At 61.9% G+C, this 19,840-nt stretch carries 15 protein-coding genes; 14 read left to right on the top strand and 1 reads right to left on the bottom strand.

Going from position 1 to position 19,840, the window contains the following annotated elements; genetic code table 11:
* The first annotated feature begins 6 nt into the window (after positions 1-6).
* Together DL237_RS14635 and DL237_RS14630 are read left to right on the top strand one after the other, a co-directional pair.
* Positions 7-1,104 (top strand): glycosyltransferase family 4 protein, encoded by a 1,098-nt coding sequence (locus tag DL237_RS14635; RefSeq protein ID WP_119399832.1) that lies wholly within the window; start codon positions 7-9, stop codon positions 1,102-1,104.
* The gene (locus DL237_RS14630; RefSeq protein ID WP_119399831.1) at positions 1,101-1,841 is read left to right on the top strand and encodes a polysaccharide deacetylase family protein; all 741 of its coding nucleotides are present in this window, start codon (positions 1,101-1,103) and stop codon (positions 1,839-1,841) included. The genes DL237_RS14635 and DL237_RS14630 overlap by 4 nt, the downstream gene beginning before the upstream one ends.
* 1 nt (position 1,842) lies before the next feature.
* Here the strand turns inward: DL237_RS14630 and DL237_RS14625 are convergent, their stop codons facing one another.
* A complete protein-coding gene (locus DL237_RS14625; RefSeq protein WP_119399830.1) occupies positions 1,843-2,799 on the bottom strand; it encodes a glycosyltransferase family 32 protein in 957 nt (318 codons plus the stop codon).
* Positions 2,800-3,004: 205 nt separating this feature from the next.
* Here DL237_RS14625 and DL237_RS14620 point away from each other — a divergent pair, with 205 nt between their 5' ends.
* From DL237_RS14620 to DL237_RS14565, 12 genes are all read left to right on the top strand, one after another.
* Positions 3,005-4,999, top strand: a complete 1,995-nt coding sequence (locus DL237_RS14620) for an ABC transporter ATP-binding protein (RefSeq protein ID WP_119399829.1) — start codon at positions 3,005-3,007, stop codon at positions 4,997-4,999.
* Entirely contained in the window at positions 4,996-6,903 is a 1,908-nt protein-coding gene (locus tag DL237_RS14615; protein ID WP_199672102.1) for an ABC transporter substrate-binding protein, read from the top strand. The genes DL237_RS14620 and DL237_RS14615 overlap by 4 nt, the downstream gene beginning before the upstream one ends.
* A 2-nt stretch (positions 6,904-6,905) precedes the next feature.
* On the top strand, positions 6,906-7,904 hold the full coding sequence (locus DL237_RS14610; protein ID WP_119399828.1) for an ABC transporter permease: 999 nt from the start codon (positions 6,906-6,908) through the stop codon (positions 7,902-7,904).
* Positions 7,901-9,082 (top strand): ABC transporter permease, encoded by a 1,182-nt coding sequence (locus tag DL237_RS14605; protein WP_119399827.1) that lies wholly within the window; start codon positions 7,901-7,903, stop codon positions 9,080-9,082. Before DL237_RS14610 ends, DL237_RS14605 begins: the two co-directional genes overlap by 4 nt.
* A gap of 71 nt (positions 9,083-9,153) precedes the next feature.
* Positions 9,154-10,338 carry a glycosyltransferase family protein gene (locus DL237_RS14600; protein WP_119399826.1) on the top strand — a complete coding sequence of 395 codons (1,185 nt, stop codon included), beginning with the start codon at positions 9,154-9,156 and terminating at the stop codon, positions 10,336-10,338.
* Positions 10,335-11,588 (top strand): glycosyltransferase family 4 protein, encoded by a 1,254-nt coding sequence (locus DL237_RS14595; protein WP_119399825.1) that lies wholly within the window; start codon positions 10,335-10,337, stop codon positions 11,586-11,588. The genes DL237_RS14600 and DL237_RS14595 overlap by 4 nt, the downstream gene beginning before the upstream one ends.
* A complete protein-coding gene (locus DL237_RS14590) occupies positions 11,585-12,757 on the top strand; it encodes a glycosyltransferase family protein (protein WP_119399824.1) in 1,173 nt (390 codons plus the stop codon). Before DL237_RS14595 ends, DL237_RS14590 begins: the two co-directional genes overlap by 4 nt.
* A 53-nt stretch (positions 12,758-12,810) precedes the next feature.
* Positions 12,811-15,492 carry an ABC transporter transmembrane domain-containing protein gene (locus DL237_RS14585; RefSeq protein ID WP_119399823.1) on the top strand — a complete coding sequence of 894 codons (2,682 nt, stop codon included), beginning with the start codon at positions 12,811-12,813 and terminating at the stop codon, positions 15,490-15,492.
* Between the two features lie 86 nt (positions 15,493-15,578).
* Positions 15,579-16,019 carry a cyclic nucleotide-binding domain-containing protein gene (locus tag DL237_RS14580; RefSeq protein ID WP_119399822.1) on the top strand — a complete coding sequence of 147 codons (441 nt, stop codon included), beginning with the start codon at positions 15,579-15,581 and terminating at the stop codon, positions 16,017-16,019.
* A gap of 428 nt (positions 16,020-16,447) precedes the next feature.
* Complete coding sequence (locus DL237_RS14575; protein ID WP_119399916.1) at positions 16,448-16,954, top strand: molybdopterin-dependent oxidoreductase; 507 nt, start codon at positions 16,448-16,450, stop codon at positions 16,952-16,954.
* An 8-nt stretch (positions 16,955-16,962) separates the two neighbouring features.
* Positions 16,963-18,903, top strand: coding sequence for a putative bifunctional diguanylate cyclase/phosphodiesterase (locus DL237_RS14570; RefSeq protein WP_119399821.1), 1,941 nt, complete (start codon positions 16,963-16,965; stop codon positions 18,901-18,903).
* Positions 18,904-19,111: 208 nt separating this feature from the next.
* Positions 19,112-19,819 (top strand): FkbM family methyltransferase, encoded by a 708-nt coding sequence (locus tag DL237_RS14565; RefSeq protein WP_119399820.1) that lies wholly within the window; start codon positions 19,112-19,114, stop codon positions 19,817-19,819.
* Positions 19,820-19,840: the final 21 nt, after the last annotated feature.

The following is a 19,840-nucleotide window of genomic DNA, read 5'->3' as shown; positions in this document are numbered from 1 at the left end:
GCGACAATGAGGATCGCGTTCTACGCCCCGTTGAAATCGCCGGACCACCCGGTGCCCTCGGGGGATCGGCTTATGGCGAGGCTGCTCATGGCGGCGTTGCGCCAGGGCGAGGATAGGGTCGAACTGGCGTCACAGCTGCGCAGTTATCTTGGAGATGCGCAGGATTGGCAGGGGCTGGCCAAGTTGCAGGCTGCGGCAGACGTCGAACGTGACCGCCTGCGCGCGCTGTGGCAGCGGGACGGGCCCCCGGACCTTTGGCTGTGTTATCACCCCTACTACAAGGCGCCCGATCTGATCGGGCCGGCGCTGTGCAAGGAATTTTCGCGGCCCTATGTGACGGTCGAGGCATCGTATTCGGCGCGGCGCAATCATGGGATCTGGGCGGGGATGCAGGCACAGGTTCACGCGGCTGTCAGTGCGGCGTCGGTGAACATCTGCCTGACGGCGCGCGATCATGACGGGTTGAAAGAGGGCGTGCCGCGGGCGCGGCTTGCCCGGTTGGCGCCCTTTATCGACGCGACGGCGCTTTTAAAGCGCGCCCCTGAGCCGCAGCCGACGCGCCTGATCTGCGTGGCGATGATGCGGGCGGGGGACAAGGCCGACAGCTATGCGCATCTGGCCGCCGCACTGGACCGGTTGCAGGACCTGCCGTGGCATCTGACCATCGTGGGCGACGGCCCGGCCAGGGCACAGATCGAGGCACGCTTTGCGGCGTTCGCACCGGAGCGCCTGAGCTGGGTGGGCCAGCAGGACGAAGCGACGATTGCCGGGTTGCTGGCGCAGTCCGCGATCTATGTCTGGCCCGGGTGTGGCGAAGCCTTTGGCCTGGCCTACCTCGAGGCGCAGGCTGCGGGGGTGCCGGTGCTGGCCTGGCGGACGGCTGGTGTGCCGGAGGTAGTCGCGGACGGGGTCAGCGGTGTGCTGACACCCGAAGGCGACGACGGTGCCTATGCCGATGCGCTGGCGTCACTGTTGCAGGATGCACCGCGCCGCGCGGCACTGGCGCAAGGCGCGCGGGCCAGGGTTGCGCAGCACCATACATTGCAGGTTGCCGCGGCTGCGCTAAAGCAGACCCTGGGCGATATCACGGGGGGCAGGACATGAACGATCCGGTATTTCAGGAACTGACCCGCGCGCTGAACATGCGTCCGGCAGGCGCGCCGCCGGTGCGGTTCTGGTTGCGCGATGACGATGCGGTGACGCCGACTGCCGCACTTGAGCATCTGCTGGCGCTGACCGAAGCGCATGACGTTCCGCTGACGCTTGCCGTCATTCCGGCCTTCAGCGATGCCGCATTGGCGGCGCGTTTGCGCCGTTGTGCGGGGGTCTGCGTTGCCGTGCATGGATGGTCGCACCAAAACCACGCCCCCATGGAAGAGAAAAAGCAGGAGTTGGGCGCGCATCGCCCCGTGGCGATCGTTCTGGAAGAACTGGCCCGGGGGCGCGCCGAGTTGCTGTCGCGCCATGGCGACCAACTGCTGCCGGTGCTTGTGCCGCCCTGGAACCGGATTGCCCCGGAGGTGCTGGAGGGGCTTGCTCCGCTTGGGTATCTGGGGGTTTCGGTTTTCGGGGCGGAACGCGACGATTGCCCCGTGCGCATGGTGAACACGCATATCGACGTTATCGACTGGCGTGGCACACGCGGGGGGCGATCCGAAGCGGACCTGCTGGCAGAGATCGTACCAAGGATCGTGCGTGGGCAGGATATCGGAGTGCTGACGCATCACCTGGTGCATGACGCGGCGGTCTGGCAATTTCTTGAGCGGCTGTTCGCGACCACGGCGGGGCATCCGGCCTGTCGCTGGGTCGGCTTGGCCGAGTTGCTGAACGGGGCGTCCTAGGTTACCAGGATTTCCACGCGATCAGCAGGGCATCCTCGGGTGCGGCGGCGCGCAGGGCCTCGACATCACCGAACGGGGCGCCGCGCGGAAGGGTGCCAGCCACCAGGCCGTTGCCGGCCAGCGCGACAGCGCCCGCGCGCGCGACCATTGTAAAGATCAGCGGTCCGGTCGACCACCAGGCCGGGGCGCCGGGGATCGCGGCGACGACATCGTCCAGCACGCTGTTGAGGCGATGCAGAACCGGGTGATCCGGCGGCGTGGCGATCATGGAATTTGCCAGCAGCAGCCCGCCCATGCCCGTGTTGCGCGGGATATCTTCGGCCAATGCCGTCAGGCCGGTCAGGGGAAGCAGGTCATGAAAGCCGATGTCCCTGCGTGCCGGGTACCAGTCGCAGTCAAGGTAGATACCGCCATCACGTGCCAGGATGGCATAGCGCGCGATATCTACCGCGCCGGGATAATCGCCACGTGCCAGCATCGCCGCGAAGACCGGAGTGTCGTTCACGCCCAGCTGTTCCAGATCCGCTGCGCGCCAGAGGCGATAGTCGTAGCCCCGCGCGCGGGCGTAATCGGCCCAGGCGGCGCAGGCGGGGGGCACGGGCTGATCCCCGATCCAGATCTGGTGCAGGACATGGGGAACCGGCTGGCGGTTGGCGTGATTGATGTCGCGGCGCTCCTGCGGGGTAAAGCGCGCAAAAGGCGCGAGCTGGGCCGGGGGCGGGACAAGGTGGAATTGATAGCCGATGCGCCGCAGCGCGTCGCCCTCGGCCTTGGCCAGCCGGAGATGCGCCGCCTGCAGGCGCCGGGGCATACCCAGCGAGGTCACGGGCCCGAGCGCGCCGACACCGGGATCCTGTGCGACCTCGGCCAGAATCTCGGCGGCGCGCGGGTAATCGCCCGCAAGACGGAGCGTCGCTGCGTCCGCGAGGCGGCGGTTCAGGCGCTGTTTGTCGGACATGGCTTTCCATTCGCGCGTCAGTGAGTGCTGGCAACCTGCTGCAAAGGCTGAAAAAGCGCAAGGTGAGGTCGGTATGCAGGACCGGACGCAATTTCAACGGTTCAGGATGGACAGCGTTTTTTCGCTGCTCTAGCGTTATCGCATCTGCTACCCCGAGCCCGAATGCCGTCGCAGGGTCCGCATCTGTAGAAAGGGGCGTGACGCCATGACCATCGGGCCGGAGTTACTGCGCATCAACGATCTGAGCATCGCCTTTCCGCTGATGCAGGGCAGGTTGCAGGCCGTGAAAAGCGCAAGCCTGCGGGTGCTGCCAGGCAAGGTAACGGCACTTGTCGGTGAATCCGGGTCGGGCAAATCGGTGATCAGCCAGGCCATCATGGGGTTGCAACCAGCGTTTGCAGATGTGCGCGGGCAGGTGCTTTTTGCCGATCCGGGGGCAAGCAAGGCCTCTGCCGCGCCGGTTGACCTGCTGAAACTGCCCAGGGACGGTCGCCAATTGCGGGCCATTCGTGGCAGCCGCATCGGGATGATCTTTCAAGAGCCGATGACGTCATTTTCGCTGCTGCATACGGTTGGCAACCAGATCAGCGAGGCATTGCGGGTGCATACAACGCTGAGCCCGGCCGCCCGGCGCGAGGAATGCGAGGAGATGCTGGGCCTTGTGGGGTTCAGCGATCCACGGCGCGTGTTCGACATGTATCCGTTCGAACTGTCCGGGGGGATGCGTCAGAGGGCAATGATCGCGATGGCACTGATCTGTCGGCCCGCGCTGCTGATCGCGGACGAGCCGACAACGGCGCTGGATGTGACAATCCAGGCGCAGATCCTGAAGTTGCTGCGCGACCTGCAGGAAAAGATGGATATGGCCATCCTGCTGATCACCCATGATCTGGGCGTCGTGGCCAATATCGCGGACGAAGTCGTGGTGATCTATCAGGGCGAGATCATGGAGTCCGGCCCTGTCGGCCCGATCTTCCGCGCGCCGAAACACCCCTATCTGAAAGGGTTGATGGCGGCGGTGCCGCATTTCGACATGCCGAAGGGAGAGCGGCTGAAGCCACTGCGCGAGATCGTGGTCGATCACCAGACTTTGCTGGGCGGGCTGACGGCGCCCGTGGCGGAAACAGCCGTCGCGGCCGAGCCTGTCGCTGCCTCGGCGCAGGCGGCGGCGGTGCGGCCCGCCGACGTGACCGCACCGAGGGAGAAGGCGGGCGGGTTTCCCGAGGTGCTGTTGTCGGTGCGCAACCTCCGCAAGACCTTTCAGACCCGCAAGCAGGACTGGAAGGTCGGGCGCGCCGCCCCACAGAGGCCCGCCGTGGATAACGTGAGCTTTGACATCCGCCGAGGGGAATGCCTGGGGTTGGTGGGGGAAAGCGGCTGTGGCAAGACCACCGTCAGCAAGATCCTGATGCGCGCTGTGACACCCGACAGCGGGTCGGTCGTCTTCGATGACGGGGCAGGTCCGATCGACGTGCTGGCAGCACGGGGTGACGATTTGCAGGCGCTGCGCACCCGCGTGCAGATGGTGTTTCAGGACCCCGTGTCGTCGCTGTCGCCGCGCATGTCCGTCGGCAGCATCCTGAGCGAACCCTTCGACATTCACAAACGGGGTACCCGCGCCGCGCGCAAGGACGCGGTCTCGGCGCTGCTGAAGGTCATTGGCCTGGACCCGTCGGCGGCACGACGGTATCCGCACAGTTTTTCCGGCGGCCAGCGCCAGCGGATCGGGATTGCACGGGCGCTGGCGCTGGCCCCCAGCCTGATTGTCTGTGACGAGCCTGTCTCGGCGCTGGATGTTTCGGTGCAGGCGCAGATCCTGAACCTGCTCAAGGATCTGCAAAAGGATCTGGGGCTGACGTACCTGTTCATCTCGCACAACCTGGCGGTGGTGGATTACATGGCCGACCGCGTGGCGGTGATGTGGGCGGGAAAGATCGTGGAAATCGCGCCGCGCGAGGTGATCATGCGGTCGCCGGCGCATCCCTATACCCGGTCGCTGCTGGAGGCGGTGCCCTATCCCGATCTGGACCGACCGCTGAATTTCGCCCGTGCCGGGGAAAGCAGCACTGCGTCCAGCGCCGGCTGGGCACCGGCGTTCCGCGACGACGGTGGTGGGCGCGACCTGGCGCCGCTGGACCTTGGGGGCGGGCATTTCGTGCTGGCGCGCAAGAGCGCGGATCTGAGCGAGGTCCAGCCGTGATCGGTCGGCGCCGCCTGTTGTCCTGTCTGGCCGGTGTCGGCGCCCTGTGCGGGCTGCCAGCGCGGCCCTGGGCAAGCGAGATCAGGGCCACCGATCCGGCGGAACTGGAATATCAGCGGCTGTCGGCGGCGGACCGGTTGCCGCGAAACCCCAGGGTGATCGACCTTGCGGCGATGGGGCGGCAACCCGGCATCCGGGGCGGGACGCTGCGGACGCTGATCGGCGGGCAGCGGGACGTGCGCCTGATGCCGATCAACAGCTATTCCCGGTTGGTGGGCTATGACGCGTCCCTGACGCTGCAACCCGATATCCTGGCGGAGTACACGGTCGAGGACGACCGGATCTATACCTTTCACCTGCGCGACGGGCACCGCTGGTCGGATGGCAGTCCGTTCACCTCAGAAGATTTCCGCTATTGCTGGGAAGATGTGATCGAAAACCGTGATCTGCTGCGTGGCGGCCCGCCCGCAGATCTGAAGGTCGATGGCGAGGTGGCGCGTTTCGAAGTGCTGGGGCCGCTCAGCGTTCGGTATTCCTGGAGCCGTCCGGCGCCGGCGTTCCTGACCCGGCTGGCGGCGCCCGTGCCGCTGGTTCTGGCGTTGCCGTCGGCCTATCTGCGCGACTTTCATGCGCGTTACCAGACACCCGAGAAATTGGGGGATCTGATCGTGCGCTACCGGGTGGACGACTGGCCGTCGCTGCATACGAAGGTTTCGCGGCAGAACCGACCAGAAAACCCTGATCTGCCGACGCTGGAAGCCTGGAGGCCGCGGACCGCCCCGCCCGCCGAACAATTCGTGTTCGAACGCAATCCGTATTTCCACCGGGTCGATGCGGACGGGGTGCAATTGCCCTATATCGACCGTTGGCTGTTCAATGTCTCGTCTTCGGAAATCATCACGGCAAAGACGGCCACGGGGGAAAGCGATCTGCAATTGGGTGGCATCAGCTTTCCCGATTACACGTTGCTGAAACACGCCCAGCACAGCTATCCGCAGAAGGTATCGCTCTGGACCCGGACCCAGGGGTCGAGCGTGGCGCTGATGCCCAACCTCAACTGCGGCGACCCGGTCTGGCGCGGCTTGTTCCGGGATGTGCGGATGCGCCGGGCGATGTCGCTGGCGATCGACCGCGCCGAGATCAACAAGGTGCTGTACTATGGGCTGGCCCGCGAGAGCGCGAACACCATCCTGCCCGAAAGCCCCCTGTTCAAGCCGGGCTATGCGACGGCCTGGGCGCAGCATGATCCCGACATGGCAAACGCACTGCTGGACGAGGTCGGGCTGGCGCGCCGCGATCGGTCGGGCACGCGTCTGCTGCCCGATGGTCGCAAGGCGGGGATCATGGTGGAGAGCGCGGGCGAAAGCACCCTAGAGACAGATGTGCTGGAGCTGATCACCGACCATTTCCGCGAGGTCGGGCTGCCGCTGTATATCCGCACGTCGCAGCGCGACATCTTTCGCAGCCGGGCCCTGGGAGGCGCGGTGATGATGTCGGTCTGGCAGGGGTTGGACAACGGCGTTCCGACCTCGGAAATGTCCCCGAACGAGCTGGCGCCGACGTCGGACGATCAGATGCAATGGCCGCTGTGGGGGTTGCACTACATGTCCGCCGAAACCTCGGGTGAGGGGCCGGACCTGCCTGCTGCGCGTCAGCTGGTTGCGCTGTTGCGTCAATGGCGCCAGACCACCACCAGCGCGCAGCGCGTGGACATCTGGACGAAGATGCTGGAGATCCATGCCGATCAGGTCTTTACCATCGGCACGGTCAACGGCGCCCTGCAACCGGTCGTCAAGTCGAGCCGCCTGCGCAATGTTCCCGAAGAGGCGCTGTTCGGGTTCGAACCGACCAGCTATCTGGGCGCCTACATGCCGGATACCTTCTGGTACCAGGGGGCGGACTGAGCATGGTGCGGTATATCCTGTGGCGGATCGCGGCGATGGTTCCCACCCTTTTCCTGATTTCGGCGCTGGTCTTTACCATCATCGAACTGCCGCCTGGCGACTATTTCGAAAGCTACGTGTCCGAGTTGCGGGCGATGGGCGAAGAGGCGGACTTGGCCGAAATCGAATTGCTCAAGGCGCGGTACGGTTTCGATCAGCCGATGGTCGTGCGGTATTTCCACTGGGTCGGCGGTTTTTTTGTCGGGGACTTCGGTTATTCGTTTGAATACCGGCTGCCGGTTAGCGAGGTGGTGGGGGATCGGCTGTGGCTGACGATCCTGCTGTCGACGGTCACCATTATCTTTACCTGGCTGCTGGCCTTTCCCATCGGCATCTACTCGGCGACGCACCAATACAGCTGGGGTGACTACGGTCTGACCTTTGTCGGGCTGATCGGTATCGCGGTGCCGAATTTCATGCTGGCGCTGGTGATGATGTATTTCGCCAACATCTGGTTCGGCACGTCGATCGGTGGGCTGATGGCGCGCGAATACCTTGACCAGCCGGTGAGCTGGGACAAGCTGATGTCGATTGCCGAACACATGTGGATACCGGTGCTGATCATCGGCACGGCGGGGACGGCAGGCATGGTGCGGCGGCTGCGCGCCAACCTGCTGGATGAATTGCAAAAGCAGTATGTCGTCACCGCCCGCGCCAAGGGGCTGCACCCGCTGCGCATCCTGCTGAAATATCCGTTGCGCATGGCGCTGAACTTTTTCATCTCGGATATCGGGTCCATCCTGCCCGCGATCATCTCGGGGGCCGAGGTGACGGCCATCGTGCTGTCGCTGGAAACCACCGGTCCGATGCTGATCAAGGCGTTGCAGAGCCAGGACATGTATCTGGCGGGGTCGTTCCTGATGTTTCTGGCCTTCCTGACGGTTCTGGGGGTGCTCGTCTCGGATATCGCGCTGGCCTTGCTGGACCCGCGGATTCGACTGGGCGGGGGCAGCAGCAAATGACGACGCCAAGAGAGCCCGCGACGCAGGACCACCCGCCGCTCGAGCACAGCGCCTCGACAGCGCCGTTCGATCCCTATGCGGCGGATCGGCTGGCGACGGATCAGGGCACGGCGCAGGCGACACCTGGGCAGATCATGTGGTGGCGGTTCCGGCGGCACCGGCTGGCCTTTGCCTCGGGCATTTTCCTCTGCGCGATCTATGCCTCGATCCTGATCTGCGAAGTTCTGGCACCCTACAGCCTGAACCGGCGCAACACGGATTACATCTATGCGCCGCCACAGGCGGTTCACGTGATCCGAGACGGACAGCTGGTCTGGCCATACACCTATGGGCGCGAGATGACGCTGGACATGGAAAACCTGCGCCGGATCTACCGGGACGATACCGACGACGTGCAGCCGCTGCGGTTCTTTTGCCGGGGCGACCCGTATGAGTTCTGGAACCTGATCCCCGCCGATCTGCACCTGATCTGTCCGGCGAAAGGAGGAGAGCTGTTCCTGTTGGGGACCGATCGGCTGGGACGGGATGTCCTTTCGCGCATGATTTACGGCGCGCGAATATCCCTGACCATCGGCATCCTTGGAGTCAGCATGAGCTTTGCACTTGGGATCATCATCGGTGGCTTGGCGGGATATCATGGTGGAACCTTCGATCTGCTGGTCCAGAGGGTGATCGAGGTTCTGCAATCTATCCCGAGCATCCCGTTGTGGATGGCCCTGGCGGCGATCATTCCCGTTACCTGGAGTCCGATCCTGGTGTTTATCGGGATCACCGTGATCCTGGGGATGCTGGACTGGACGGGGTTGGCGCGGGCCGTGCGTTCAAAACTGCTGGCCCTGCGAGAAGAGGATTATGTGCTGGCGGCCAAACTGATGGGCGCTGGCAGCGGCCGGATCATCCGGCGGCATCTGATCCCCGGTTTCATGTCGCACCTGATCGCCAGTGCCACCCTGACCATTCCGGGGATGATCCTGGGGGAAACCGCATTGAGCTTTCTGGGGATCGGATTGCGACCGCCGATCACAAGTTGGGGAATTTTGCTGACCGAGGCGCGCAGCGTCAACATTATCGCGCTATACCCATGGCTCATGGCGCCGGTCATCCCGGTGATACTGGTCATTTTAGCTTTTAATTTCCTTGGCGACGGTCTACGCGATGCCGCCGATCCTTACAAATGAACCGGAGGGACCACTTTGAGACACCCCCTTCGAGACGCCTGCGGTCGATCAGGCCGAGTGAAAGACATCGAATGACGACACGGTTCGACGGCAAACGCATTCTGATGTATAGCCATGACACCTTTGGCCTGGGGCATTTGCGGCGCTGCCGTACCATCGCCCACGCCCTGGTCGAAACCTACAGCGGGCTGAGCGTGCTGATCATCTCTGGGGCCCAGATCGCCGGTGCCTTCGACTATCGTGCGCGGGTCGATTTCGTGAAGATTCCCAGCGTGATCAAGCTGCGCAATGGTGAATACAGTTCGCTTGCACAGCACATCGACCTGAGTGACACGATCGAGATGCGCAAGTCGATCATCCGCCACACGGCAGAGACGTTCCAGCCGGACATCTTTATCGTCGACAAGGAGCCGATGGGTCTGCGCGGCGAGATAGAGGAGACGTTGCGCTATCTCAAGGGCCAGGGCACCCGGCTGGTCCTGGGGCTGCGCGAGGTGATGGATGCGCCGCACCTGTTGGAGGCGGAATGGCAGCACAACGACGTCATGGCCAAGATCGAAAAGACCTACGACGATATCTGGGTGTACGGGCCGCCCGATTTCTATGACCCGCTGACCGGAATGACGGTGCCGGACACTGTTCGCGCACGCATGCATTTCATGGGCTTCCTGAAACGGCGCGCCTTGCACGAGGCGCTGTCGACACATCGTCCCAGCGGCGATTACATCCTGGTCACGACGGGGGGCGGCGGCGACGGGGCAGACCTGGTCGATGACGTGATGAATGCGTACCTGGCCGATCCCGACCTTTCGCACAAGGCGCTGATCGTGCTCGGCCCTTACATGCCGGGCGAACAGCGCGCCGAACTCCTGCGCAAGGGGCAGAAGATTCCCGCCATCGAGGTGATCGAGTTCGACACCCGCATGGAGGAGCTGATTGCCAGCTCCAGGGCGGTGGTTGCCATGGGCGGGTACAACACATACTGCGAAATCCTGTCGTTCGACAAACCGGCCTTGATCATCCCGCGCACGACACCCCGCGAGGAACAGTTGCTGCGGGCCCGCCGGGCGGCCGAACTGGGGATGGTCGACATGTTGATGCCGGAACAATCGCGTGACCCGATGCAATTGGGGAAGGCGCTGAAGGCCCTGCCGATGCGCGATGTCCCCTCGCAGGCGGCCCCGGGCCTGACGCTGGACGGACTGACCAATATCGCCGAAGTTGTCGGCACTACCCTGCGGCAGGCCCCCGCATGAGCGCGCCTGTGCGGCGCAAGGTGGTGATCGTGGTCAAGGGCTATCCGCGGTTGTCAGAGACCTTTATCGCGCAGGAAATCCGAGGGCTGGAACTGGCGGGGCTGGAGCTGGTCATCGTGGCGCTGCGGCATCCGACCGATCGCAAGCGTCACGCGGTTCATGGCGAAATCACCGCGCCCGTGCATTACCTGCCGGAATACCTGCATCGTGAACCGATCCGCGTGATGCGCGCGGTCTGGTCGGGTTTGCGGCGGCCGGGAATGCGGGGCCTCTGGTCGGATTTCCTGGCCGATTTGCGCCGCGATCCCAGCCGCAACAGGGTGCGGCGTCTGGGGCAGGCGCTGGTGCTGGCGGCGGAATGGCCCGAGGGGGCGGGCTGGTTGCACGCGCATTTCATTCACACGCCGGCCTCTGTCGCGGAATATGCCGCGCGTATCGTGGGGCTACCGTGGACTGTTTCGGCCCACGCCAAGGATATCTGGACATCGCCCGACTGGGATCTGCAACGCAAACTTCGCGCGGCGCGCTGGACCGTGACCTGCACCGCCAGCGGGCACCGGCATTTGCAGCAGCTTGCCGGACCAGCGTCGGCGCGGGTAAATCTGAGCTATCACGGCCTGAACCTGGAGCGGTTTCCGCCGCATGTCGATGATCGCCCTGCCCGTGACGGGCAGCAGGCAGACGATCCCGTGCGGTTGATAAGCGTGGGGCGGCTGGTGCCGAAAAAGGGCTATGACTTTCTTTTGGAGGCGCTGGCACTGTTGCCTGCGGATCTGAGCTGGCGCTTTGTCCATGCCGGGGGCGGCGATGTCACCGCGTTGCGCGCGCAGGCCGCGCGCCTGGGTCTGAGCGCACATATCGATTGGCGGGGTGCGCTGGACCAGGCCGAGGTCTTGGCGCTGTATCGTCGTTCCGATATCTTTGCGCTGGCCTGTCGGGTAACCTCAGATGGCGATCGCGACGGTTTGCCAAACGTGCTGGTCGAGGCGGCCAGCCAGGGTCTGACGTGCGTTTCCACGTCGATTTCCGGAATTCCAGAACTGTTCAGCGATGGAGAAAATGGTCTGCTGGTGCCTGCGGAAGATCCAACCGCCTTGGCGCAGGCCCTGGAAAAGGCCATTCGCCATCCTGAAATGCGCAGGGTATTGGGCGCTGCTGCACAGCAAAAGGTGCGCAAAACGCTTGATTATCATGTCAGTGTGGCGCAACTCGTCGACTTGTTCGAGAAAGAGTGGACCCAGACCGCATGACTGCCCCGACATCGCCTCGCGTCTTTTTCTACGTGCAGCATCTGCTGGGTATCGGCCACTTGGCCCGCGCCAGCCGGATCGCAAATGCGCTGGTGAACGACGGGTTCCATGTGACTCTGGTGACCGGGGGCCTGCCGGTGGCCGGGTTTCCGTGCCCGGGCATCGACCATGTTGCCTTGCCTGCCATGGCTGTCAGTGACGGCGACTTTTCAGCGCTGGTCGACGCGGCCGGCCGCCCGGTTGATGATGCATTTCGGGCCCGCCGTCAGGCTGATCTGCTGGCTGCGTTCCGTGACGCGACCCCCGACGTGGTCCTGATCGAAGCCTACCCCTTTGGTCGCCGTCAGGTTCGGTTCGAACTGCGCGCCCTGATTGATGCGATCGAGGGCACTACGCCGCGCCCGCTGTTGATGACGTCGCTGCGCGATATCCTGCAACGGCGCAGTAAACCGGCACGCGACGAAGAGACCGTGGCGGTGATACGTCGGCATTTCGACGGTGTTCTTGTGCACGGTGACCAAGACTTTGCGCGGCTGGACGACACGTTCCCGCTGGCGTCGGACATTGCCGATCGCATTCACTATACCGGACTGGTCTGCGGTCCTGCCCCTGTTCCCGCCCCGGACCGGTACGAGATTGTCGTATCCGCAGGCGGCGGTGCAGTCGGGGCAGGGGTGGTCGCTGCGGCGCTGGATGCCGCGCGCCTGCTGCCGGAAATTGCCAGTTGGTGCGTGATCGCGGGGCCGAACATGCCGCAGGGCGATTTCGATCGGTTTCGTGCAAGCGCGCCAGAGCAGGTCAGCTTGGTGCGGTTCAGAACCGATTTTCCCGGCCTGCTGGTCAATGCCAAAGTGTCGGTGTCCCAAGCCGGGTACAACACCGTGGGCGATATCCTTCAGGCAGGGTGCCGCGCATTGCTGATCCCCTATTGTGCAGGTGGCGAGACCGAGCAATCGGACCGCGCAGCGCGGTTGCAGCAAATCGGGCGGGCCACCGTTCTGGCCGAAGCTGACCTGACTGGCGACGGGTTGGCCCAGGCAATCCAACGTAGCCTGGCCCAGGCGCCGGTGCGCGACGCGCCATCCTTGGCCACGCAAGGTGCCGCACGGACGGCGGGGATTCTGCGAACCTTGCTCGCGGCTTCGCCGACAAGATCATCGGCCCGCTGAGGCCGGACCCGCAGCAGAACGTCAGAGTCGCCCGGTTGGGAAAGCAGAGTGCCATGGAACCCAATTTTTCGCGCTATATCTGGACTCACACGCGCCGGCAGCAGGTCTGGATCGTCTGCGTCGTCGTCTTGTCGATGTTGCCCTATTACCTGGCGCTGGATCTGCCGAAGAATATCGTCAACGGCCCCATTCAAGGCGTTGGTTTCGAAACCCCCGGTGCGACCCAGCCATTTCTGCCCGCCAGTTTCAGTTTGCCGTTTATCGGCCAGATCGACCTGGTCGGGGGAATGGAATTGGACCGGATTTCGACCCTGATCGGGTTGAGCCTGACCTTTCTGTGCCTGGTGGTCATCAATGGCCTGTTCAAGTTTTATATCAATACCTACAAGGGTTTGCTGGGCGAACGCCTGTTGCGCCGCATCCGGTATGAGCTGGTCGACAGGATCCTGCGGTTCCAGCCACAGCATTTCAAGCACATCAAGGCCGGCGAAATATCGAGCATGGTCAAGGACGAGGTCGAACCGCTTGGCGGATTCACCGGCGACGCCTTCGTGCAACCGGCGATGCTGGGGGGGCAGGCGCTGACCGCGATGATCTTCATCTTCGTGCAGCATTTCTGGCTGGGCGTGATTGCCCTGTTCATGGCGGCGATCCAGCTGGCGATCATCCCGAGGCTTCGGCGTCAGCTGATCGTGCTGGGCCGAGAGCGGCAGCTGACGGCGCGCGAATTGTCGGGGCGGGTGGCCGAAATCGCGGATGGGATCAGCACCATCCACACCAACGATACGTCGAACTTCGAACGCGCAGATATCTCGAACCGGTTGGGGACGATCTTCTCGATCCGCTACAGGATCTATCAGCGCAAGTTTATCGTCAAGTTTCTGAACAACTTTCTGGCTCAGTTGACGCCGTTTCTATTCTACATGATCGGGGGCTATCTGACGATCGTGGGGCGGCTTGACGTGGGGCAGCTGATCGCGGTGATCAACGCCTACAAGGAACTGCCCGGTCCGTTGAAGGAGTTGATCGACTGGGATCTGAGCCGCCAGGACGTGCAGGTGAAATACGAGCAGGTGGTCGATCAGTTCGACAAGGGCGACCTGATGGACCCGCAACTTCAGTATTCGGATGTGTCGGGCATTGATCGCATCAACCAGCCGCTGAAGATCCAGAACCTGGTTGTGGAGGATGATGCCGGTGGCAAGGCGTTGGACCATGTATCCCTGCGCTTCGTGCCTGGCGAAACCGTGGCGATCATCGGTAACGCAACCAGCGGCGCGGAAAGCGTGGCCGAAGTGCTGGGTGGTATCGTGCGTCCGGTCAGTGGCAAGGTCACGGTCGGAGACCATGATTTTCTGGCCCTGCCGGAATCGGTCACCGGGCGTCGCATTTCCTATGCTGCGGCCGACACCTTCTTCTTTTTCGGCAGCCTGCGGGAAAACCTGCTGTATGGACTGAAGCATCGCCCGATCGACGGCGCAGACGGCGGGGGAGAGCTGACAAACAGCCAGAACCGCTGGCTGGCAGAAGCAGAAAAGTCCGGTAACAGCGCCCTGAACGTCCACGATAACTGGATCGACCTTTCGCTGACGAACGGTGCGACAGCCGAAGGGGGGCTGCAGGGCGCGATGATGAAGGTGCTGGATGTCGTTCGCCTGTCTGATCAGGTGTTCGAATTCGCCCTGAATTCGACCTTCGACGTTGCGGCAGAGCCTGATCTGGCGGATCAGCTGATGTCGCTGCGCGGCGCCCTGGGAAGCGAGCTGGAGCAGCGCGGTCTGAGCCATCTGATCATGCCATTCGAAGCGGGAAGCTATAACCTCGAAGCGAGTGTGGTCGACAACCTTCTTTTCGGGGTTCTGCTGGAAGTGAAAGACCAGGCGAAGGCGGAAGAGGGCCGGGCCTATCTTTACAACACGATCCGCGAAACCGGTCTGGGCAGACAGCTTTTCGACATGGGCTTTCAGATTGCCGAGACGACGCTGGACCTGTTCGAGGATCTGCCGCCGGATCACCCGTTCTTCGAACGCCTTAGCTTTATGGATGCAAGCGAGATCCCCAAGTTCAAGACGCTCGTGTCGCGCTTGCGGGGGCAGGCGTATGAAAGCGTGGCCATTGCGGACCGTATCGCGATCATCCGGCTGAGCTTTCTCTACGTTGAGCCGCACCACCGTTTCGGCGTATTGCAGGAGCCCCTGATGCGCCGCATCATCGAGGTGCGGGAGCTGTTCCAGAAGGGTATCCCGCGGCGCCTGCGGCCTTACTTTGAACGGTATGATCAGGACAGCTACCTGGTCTCCGGCAACATGATCGACAATATTGTGCTGGGCAAGATCAACAGCCGGGTCAATGACGCGGAGCGCCAGGTCCGAGAAGTCATCAAGGAAATGATGCTGGAACAGCCGGATCTGTACAATCGGGTGTTCAGTGTCGGGCTGGATTACAACCTGGGCGCGGCGGGGCGTCGGCTGTCGGTGGTTCAGCGGCAGAAGCTGAACTTTGCCCGGGCCTTGATCCGGCAGTCCGATTATTATGTCTTCAACCGGCCCCTGTCGGCGCTGGATGCCCAGCAACAACACCAGATCGTCAGCGACTCACTGGCCTTTCTTCAGGAGCATGGCGAGGATCGCAGTGTCATCTGGGTGCTTATCTCGCAGGCATTTACCAAGTATTTTCAGCGCACAATCGTGTTTGAGGAGCGGGCAATTGTCTCGGACGAAAATAACGTGACTTGATCAGGGTATATTGTTAGCGTTTCTTCACAATTGGCGCGTACGACGTGCCAGTCGAAGATGAAGTTTCGTAGGAGCGACAGTCTGCAATGCTCTTGACTGACGAAGTGAATCTACTGAGCCGCGTGCAACTTTTTTCTGGCATCAAAGGCTCCAAGTTGAAACTCTTGGCTTTCGCGTCGGACCGCGTCAGCTTTGCGCCCGGACAGTTCATGTACCGTCAGGGCGATACGTCAGATTGCGCCTATGTCATCTTGTCGGGCGTTGCCGAAATGATGGCAGATACCGAAGACGGCCCGAAAACTTTCGAAGAAAAAAGCACGCAGGATGTGGTGGGCGAAGGAGCGATCCTGTCCGAACGTCCGCGGCAATATTCCGTCCGCGCGAAAACACCGCTCGAGACGCTGCGCATCCAACGCTCATTTTTTCAACAACTTCTGGCTTGCTGCCCGCATACCATGGCGCAGATCGTGCGCGCGCTGAGCGACCGTGACGTCAAGATGGCCGATCTGGTTCACGTCTCTCACTGACGCTGGCACGCACGCTGGCACGCACAGGCGCGTCGCTTTCCGTTACGTCTGTGTGCCGACATGTTTGTAACCCGCCGACATATATGAAATTCCTGTTTCATCGCAAAGCGGTGCCGGAATGCGTGCGCAAGAGATGCTCACGCACTTCGGTGGCTGTGTCTGCGGTCTTGTCCGCGTGCGGTACATTCCTGCATTTCTGCGCTGCCGCAGACGTGTGCCTGGGCTGAACGGCGTCCGGATTTGACACCGTAATGGCGTGAAATAGCGACGGGGGAATGGCCGTTGGGCTGTGCATTCGAGCGGTCTGGACATATCGTGCAATATTGTTCAGCATATTTGTTAATGGACTTAAGGCATGTGAGCGCCGTATATATTGCCTTGTCTGTATAGTGATCTTCGGTGACAAACTCAAAATTCAGAAGGCTGCCATGAAGTTACTCCCGTCCCTCGCGGCCTTGCTTACAGGCCTGATGTTTGCAAACATGAGCCTGGCCGAGCCGCTCGCCAAACCCGTTGGCGACGTGGTCCTGACCGTTTCAGGCAACATTTCCAACACGAATGACGGAGAGGCGGCGAAGTTTGATCGCGCCATGCTCGAAGAGATCGGCATGGTCGACATCTCGACGAATTCGCCCTGGTACGACGAGGTAAAGACCTTTTCGGGCGTGCCAATGAAGGATCTGATGGAGTTGGTCGGGGCAAAAGGCACGACGATCAATGCCGTCGCCCTGAACGACTATGAAACCGAAGTTCCGATGTCGGATGCACAGGAAACCGGCATGATACTTGCCATGAAGCTGGACGGTCAGGATATGGAGGTTCGCGACAAGGGACCCATCTTTCTGATCTATCCATATGACAGTAATCCCACCTTTCAAAATCAGGCCTACTACGCGCGCTCGGCCTGGCAGGTGACGCGACTGATCGTCAGATAGGTGTCCCGGTGACCCGTCTTCTGGGTATTCTGATCTGCATGTTCATCGGGGCAACGGTGTACATGTCCAGTACGGTTGCGCAGAGGCAGTCGGTGCTGCGCGAGGTCGCGCATCACAATGACACATGGGCAATCAGCCAGACCGTTTCGGAATTCATGCGCCTGGAGGCGCAACTGGCGTTCTATTCTCTGTCGCTGGAAGAAACCTCGATCGACGATGTGCGGCTGCGACTGGACATCATCATCAGCCGCACGATTTCGTTCAAGGAAGGCACGCTGAAGGATTTCCTGGAATCCAAACCGTTTCGCAAGGACACGATCACCGAGCTTGTCAGCCTGATTGACGAGCTCGACAAGAATCTGGACACGATGGACGTCGCTCAGATCGAGGATATCCTCGTCAGGATGAGCGCCCTGAATGGCCCGCTGACGCATTTGTCCGCGCAAAGCGTGCAGAAAAGCTGGGAGGATATCGAGGGCAACCTGGAAGCGCTCGAGAACCTGCACCTGATTTACAGCCTGGTGGTGGCGTTCCTGATCCTGTGCTGGGGTGTGCTGGTCATTTTGGTGTTCCGCCACAACCGTCTGCTGAAACAGGCCCAGAAAGAAGCCGAAGGCCTCAACAACAGTCTGAGTGCGGCGGGCCAGGAGTTGCGGGAAAAGAACCGTCGTCTCGAATATCTGGCCCATTACGATTCACTGACCAAGCTGCCCAATCGCGTCTTGTTCTGGGAAGAGTTGGAAAAGGCACTGAAGGCGTCGGAGCCAGGTGCGTCCAGTGTTACCCTGCTGCTGCTCGATCTCGATGATTTCAAGAGCATCAATGACACCATGGGGCATGACCTGGGGGACATGCTGCTGGATCAGGTCAGCGCGCGCATGCTGAAGTTCGGGACCGATGCGCAGATGTTCTGTCGTCTCGGCGGCGATGAATTCGCCTGCCTGCTGGTGGGCAAGACGCTGGACGAGAGCCTGGCGTTTGCGCGTGGCCTGGCAGGGTGGATCGCGCTGCCTTACAAGATATTCAATCGCGAGATCCGTATCGGGTGTTCCGTCGGCCTGGCCAACGCAGATCAGCCGCGATGCGACGACGCCCAGATGCTGTTCAAACGCGCCGATATCGGCCTGTACCGCGCGAAGGCGTCGATGCAGGAACGTATCTGCCTGTTCGAGGACTACATGCAGGCGGAGTTCGATGACCGGCAAGAGCTGGAGCATGACCTGCGGCTGGCCGTTGAGCGCGATGAATTCGAACTGGTCTATCAGAAGCAGGTCGAGGTGATGTCGCTGAACGTGCATGGTGTGGAAGCGCTGGTGCGCTGGAACCATCCGACGCGTGGCCAGATTTCACCGGCGGCCTTCATCCCGATTGCCGAGGAACTGGGGATCATCGTCGAGCTGGGCGAGGTGATCTTGCGCCGGGCGTGTATCGAGGCGACGAAATGGACAAAGCCGATCAAGATTGCGGTCAACCTGTCCCCTATCCAGTTGCAGGCCCCCGGTATCGTTGGCACCGTCTTGGAAATCCTGAACGAAACCGGGCTGGACCCGGCGCGCCTTGAACTTGAGATCACCGAGACGGTTGTGCTGAATGATCGCAACGGCGTTGTCGATATCCTGAACGATCTGCGCGCGCTTGGTGTGACCATCGCGATCGACGATTTCGGAACCGGGTATTCTTCCTTGGCCGTGTTGCGCGACATTCCGTTCGATACCATCAAGCTCGACAAGGCATTCGTACGCGATATCGCCGTCAGCCCGGAAGCCGAGGCGCTGGTCAAGTTGGTGATAGACGTGGGCAATCACCTTGGCCGCACCGTGATCATCGAAGGTATCGAGACGGAAGCACAACATCAGTGCATCCGGCGCATGGGGTGCCAGGTCAGCCAGGGGTTTTATTTCGCGCGTCCTGTCAAGGCGTCCATGCTCGACTTTCTGCATGTGGCATGAGGGGCAGCATCCGCGCTTTCCAACGGCCGATTGCGCCCGTGAAACCGCAGACAGGGCGACACCGTGACAAGTGGGGGCTAGTGGGTTGACCCGCTTGCGCCGGCTCAATAACCATTGGCGCGGCTGCGTCGCCCGTCGCTAATGCCCTTACTGCTCAAGACATTTTGCCTGTTGGGGCAGTTATATTCTCACCTGATTTGAGGTCTTCATGAACACCGCAACAGACATTGGCATGATCATCCATGGCATTCGCCTTCCTATTACCTCGGAGGATGTGTCACCGATCATCTGGCAAGCTCTGGAGAGCGGAAAGTACGAGGCGAAAGAGGCCCGGCAGGTGCGCAAGCTGTTGCATACCGGTGATCGCGTGCTGGAACTTGGGGCCGGTATCGGTGTGATCACCGCTGTCATGGCCCAGACGCCGGGTGTCACGATCTGGTCTTTCGATGCCAATCCGCACACCATCGAGCTGGCAGAGCGTGTCGCGGCGGCGAACGAGATCGACAACGTTACCTTTCGCCAAGGGCTGCTGATGTCCGGCGCGCCGGAAACGCATTCGTTCTATGTGCGCCGGGATTTCTGGATGTCGTCGATGATCGAAAGTCAGGGCCCCTACGAGGACGTGATCGATATCGGGTCACAGAACCTGGAGGCCTTCATTGCCGAGCATGAGGTGAATGTTCTGGTGATGGATATCGAGGGGGCCGAACGGGATCTGCTTGCGGCGGCTGATCTGGATGGCATCGACCGGGTGTTCATGGAACTGCATGATCACCTGTATGGCCTGGCGGGGGTGCGGGATATCTTTGCGTCGATGAACGGGCACGGATTTTCCTATGATCCCCGCAACTCGTCCGGGCCCTGCGTGATGTTCACGCGCGACGACGGTACGCCGCGGACCTATTGCGAAGAGTAAGGCCAAGGTTTGGCAAGGCGT

The sequence above is a fragment of the Pseudooceanicola sediminis genome (assembly GCF_003575965.1).
In the GTDB taxonomy this organism is placed as follows: Bacteria; Pseudomonadota; Alphaproteobacteria; order Rhodobacterales; family Rhodobacteraceae; genus Pseudooceanicola; species Pseudooceanicola sediminis.
Note: the sequence above shows the minus strand (reverse complement) of the source record. Positions and strands in the feature narration are given on the sequence as shown.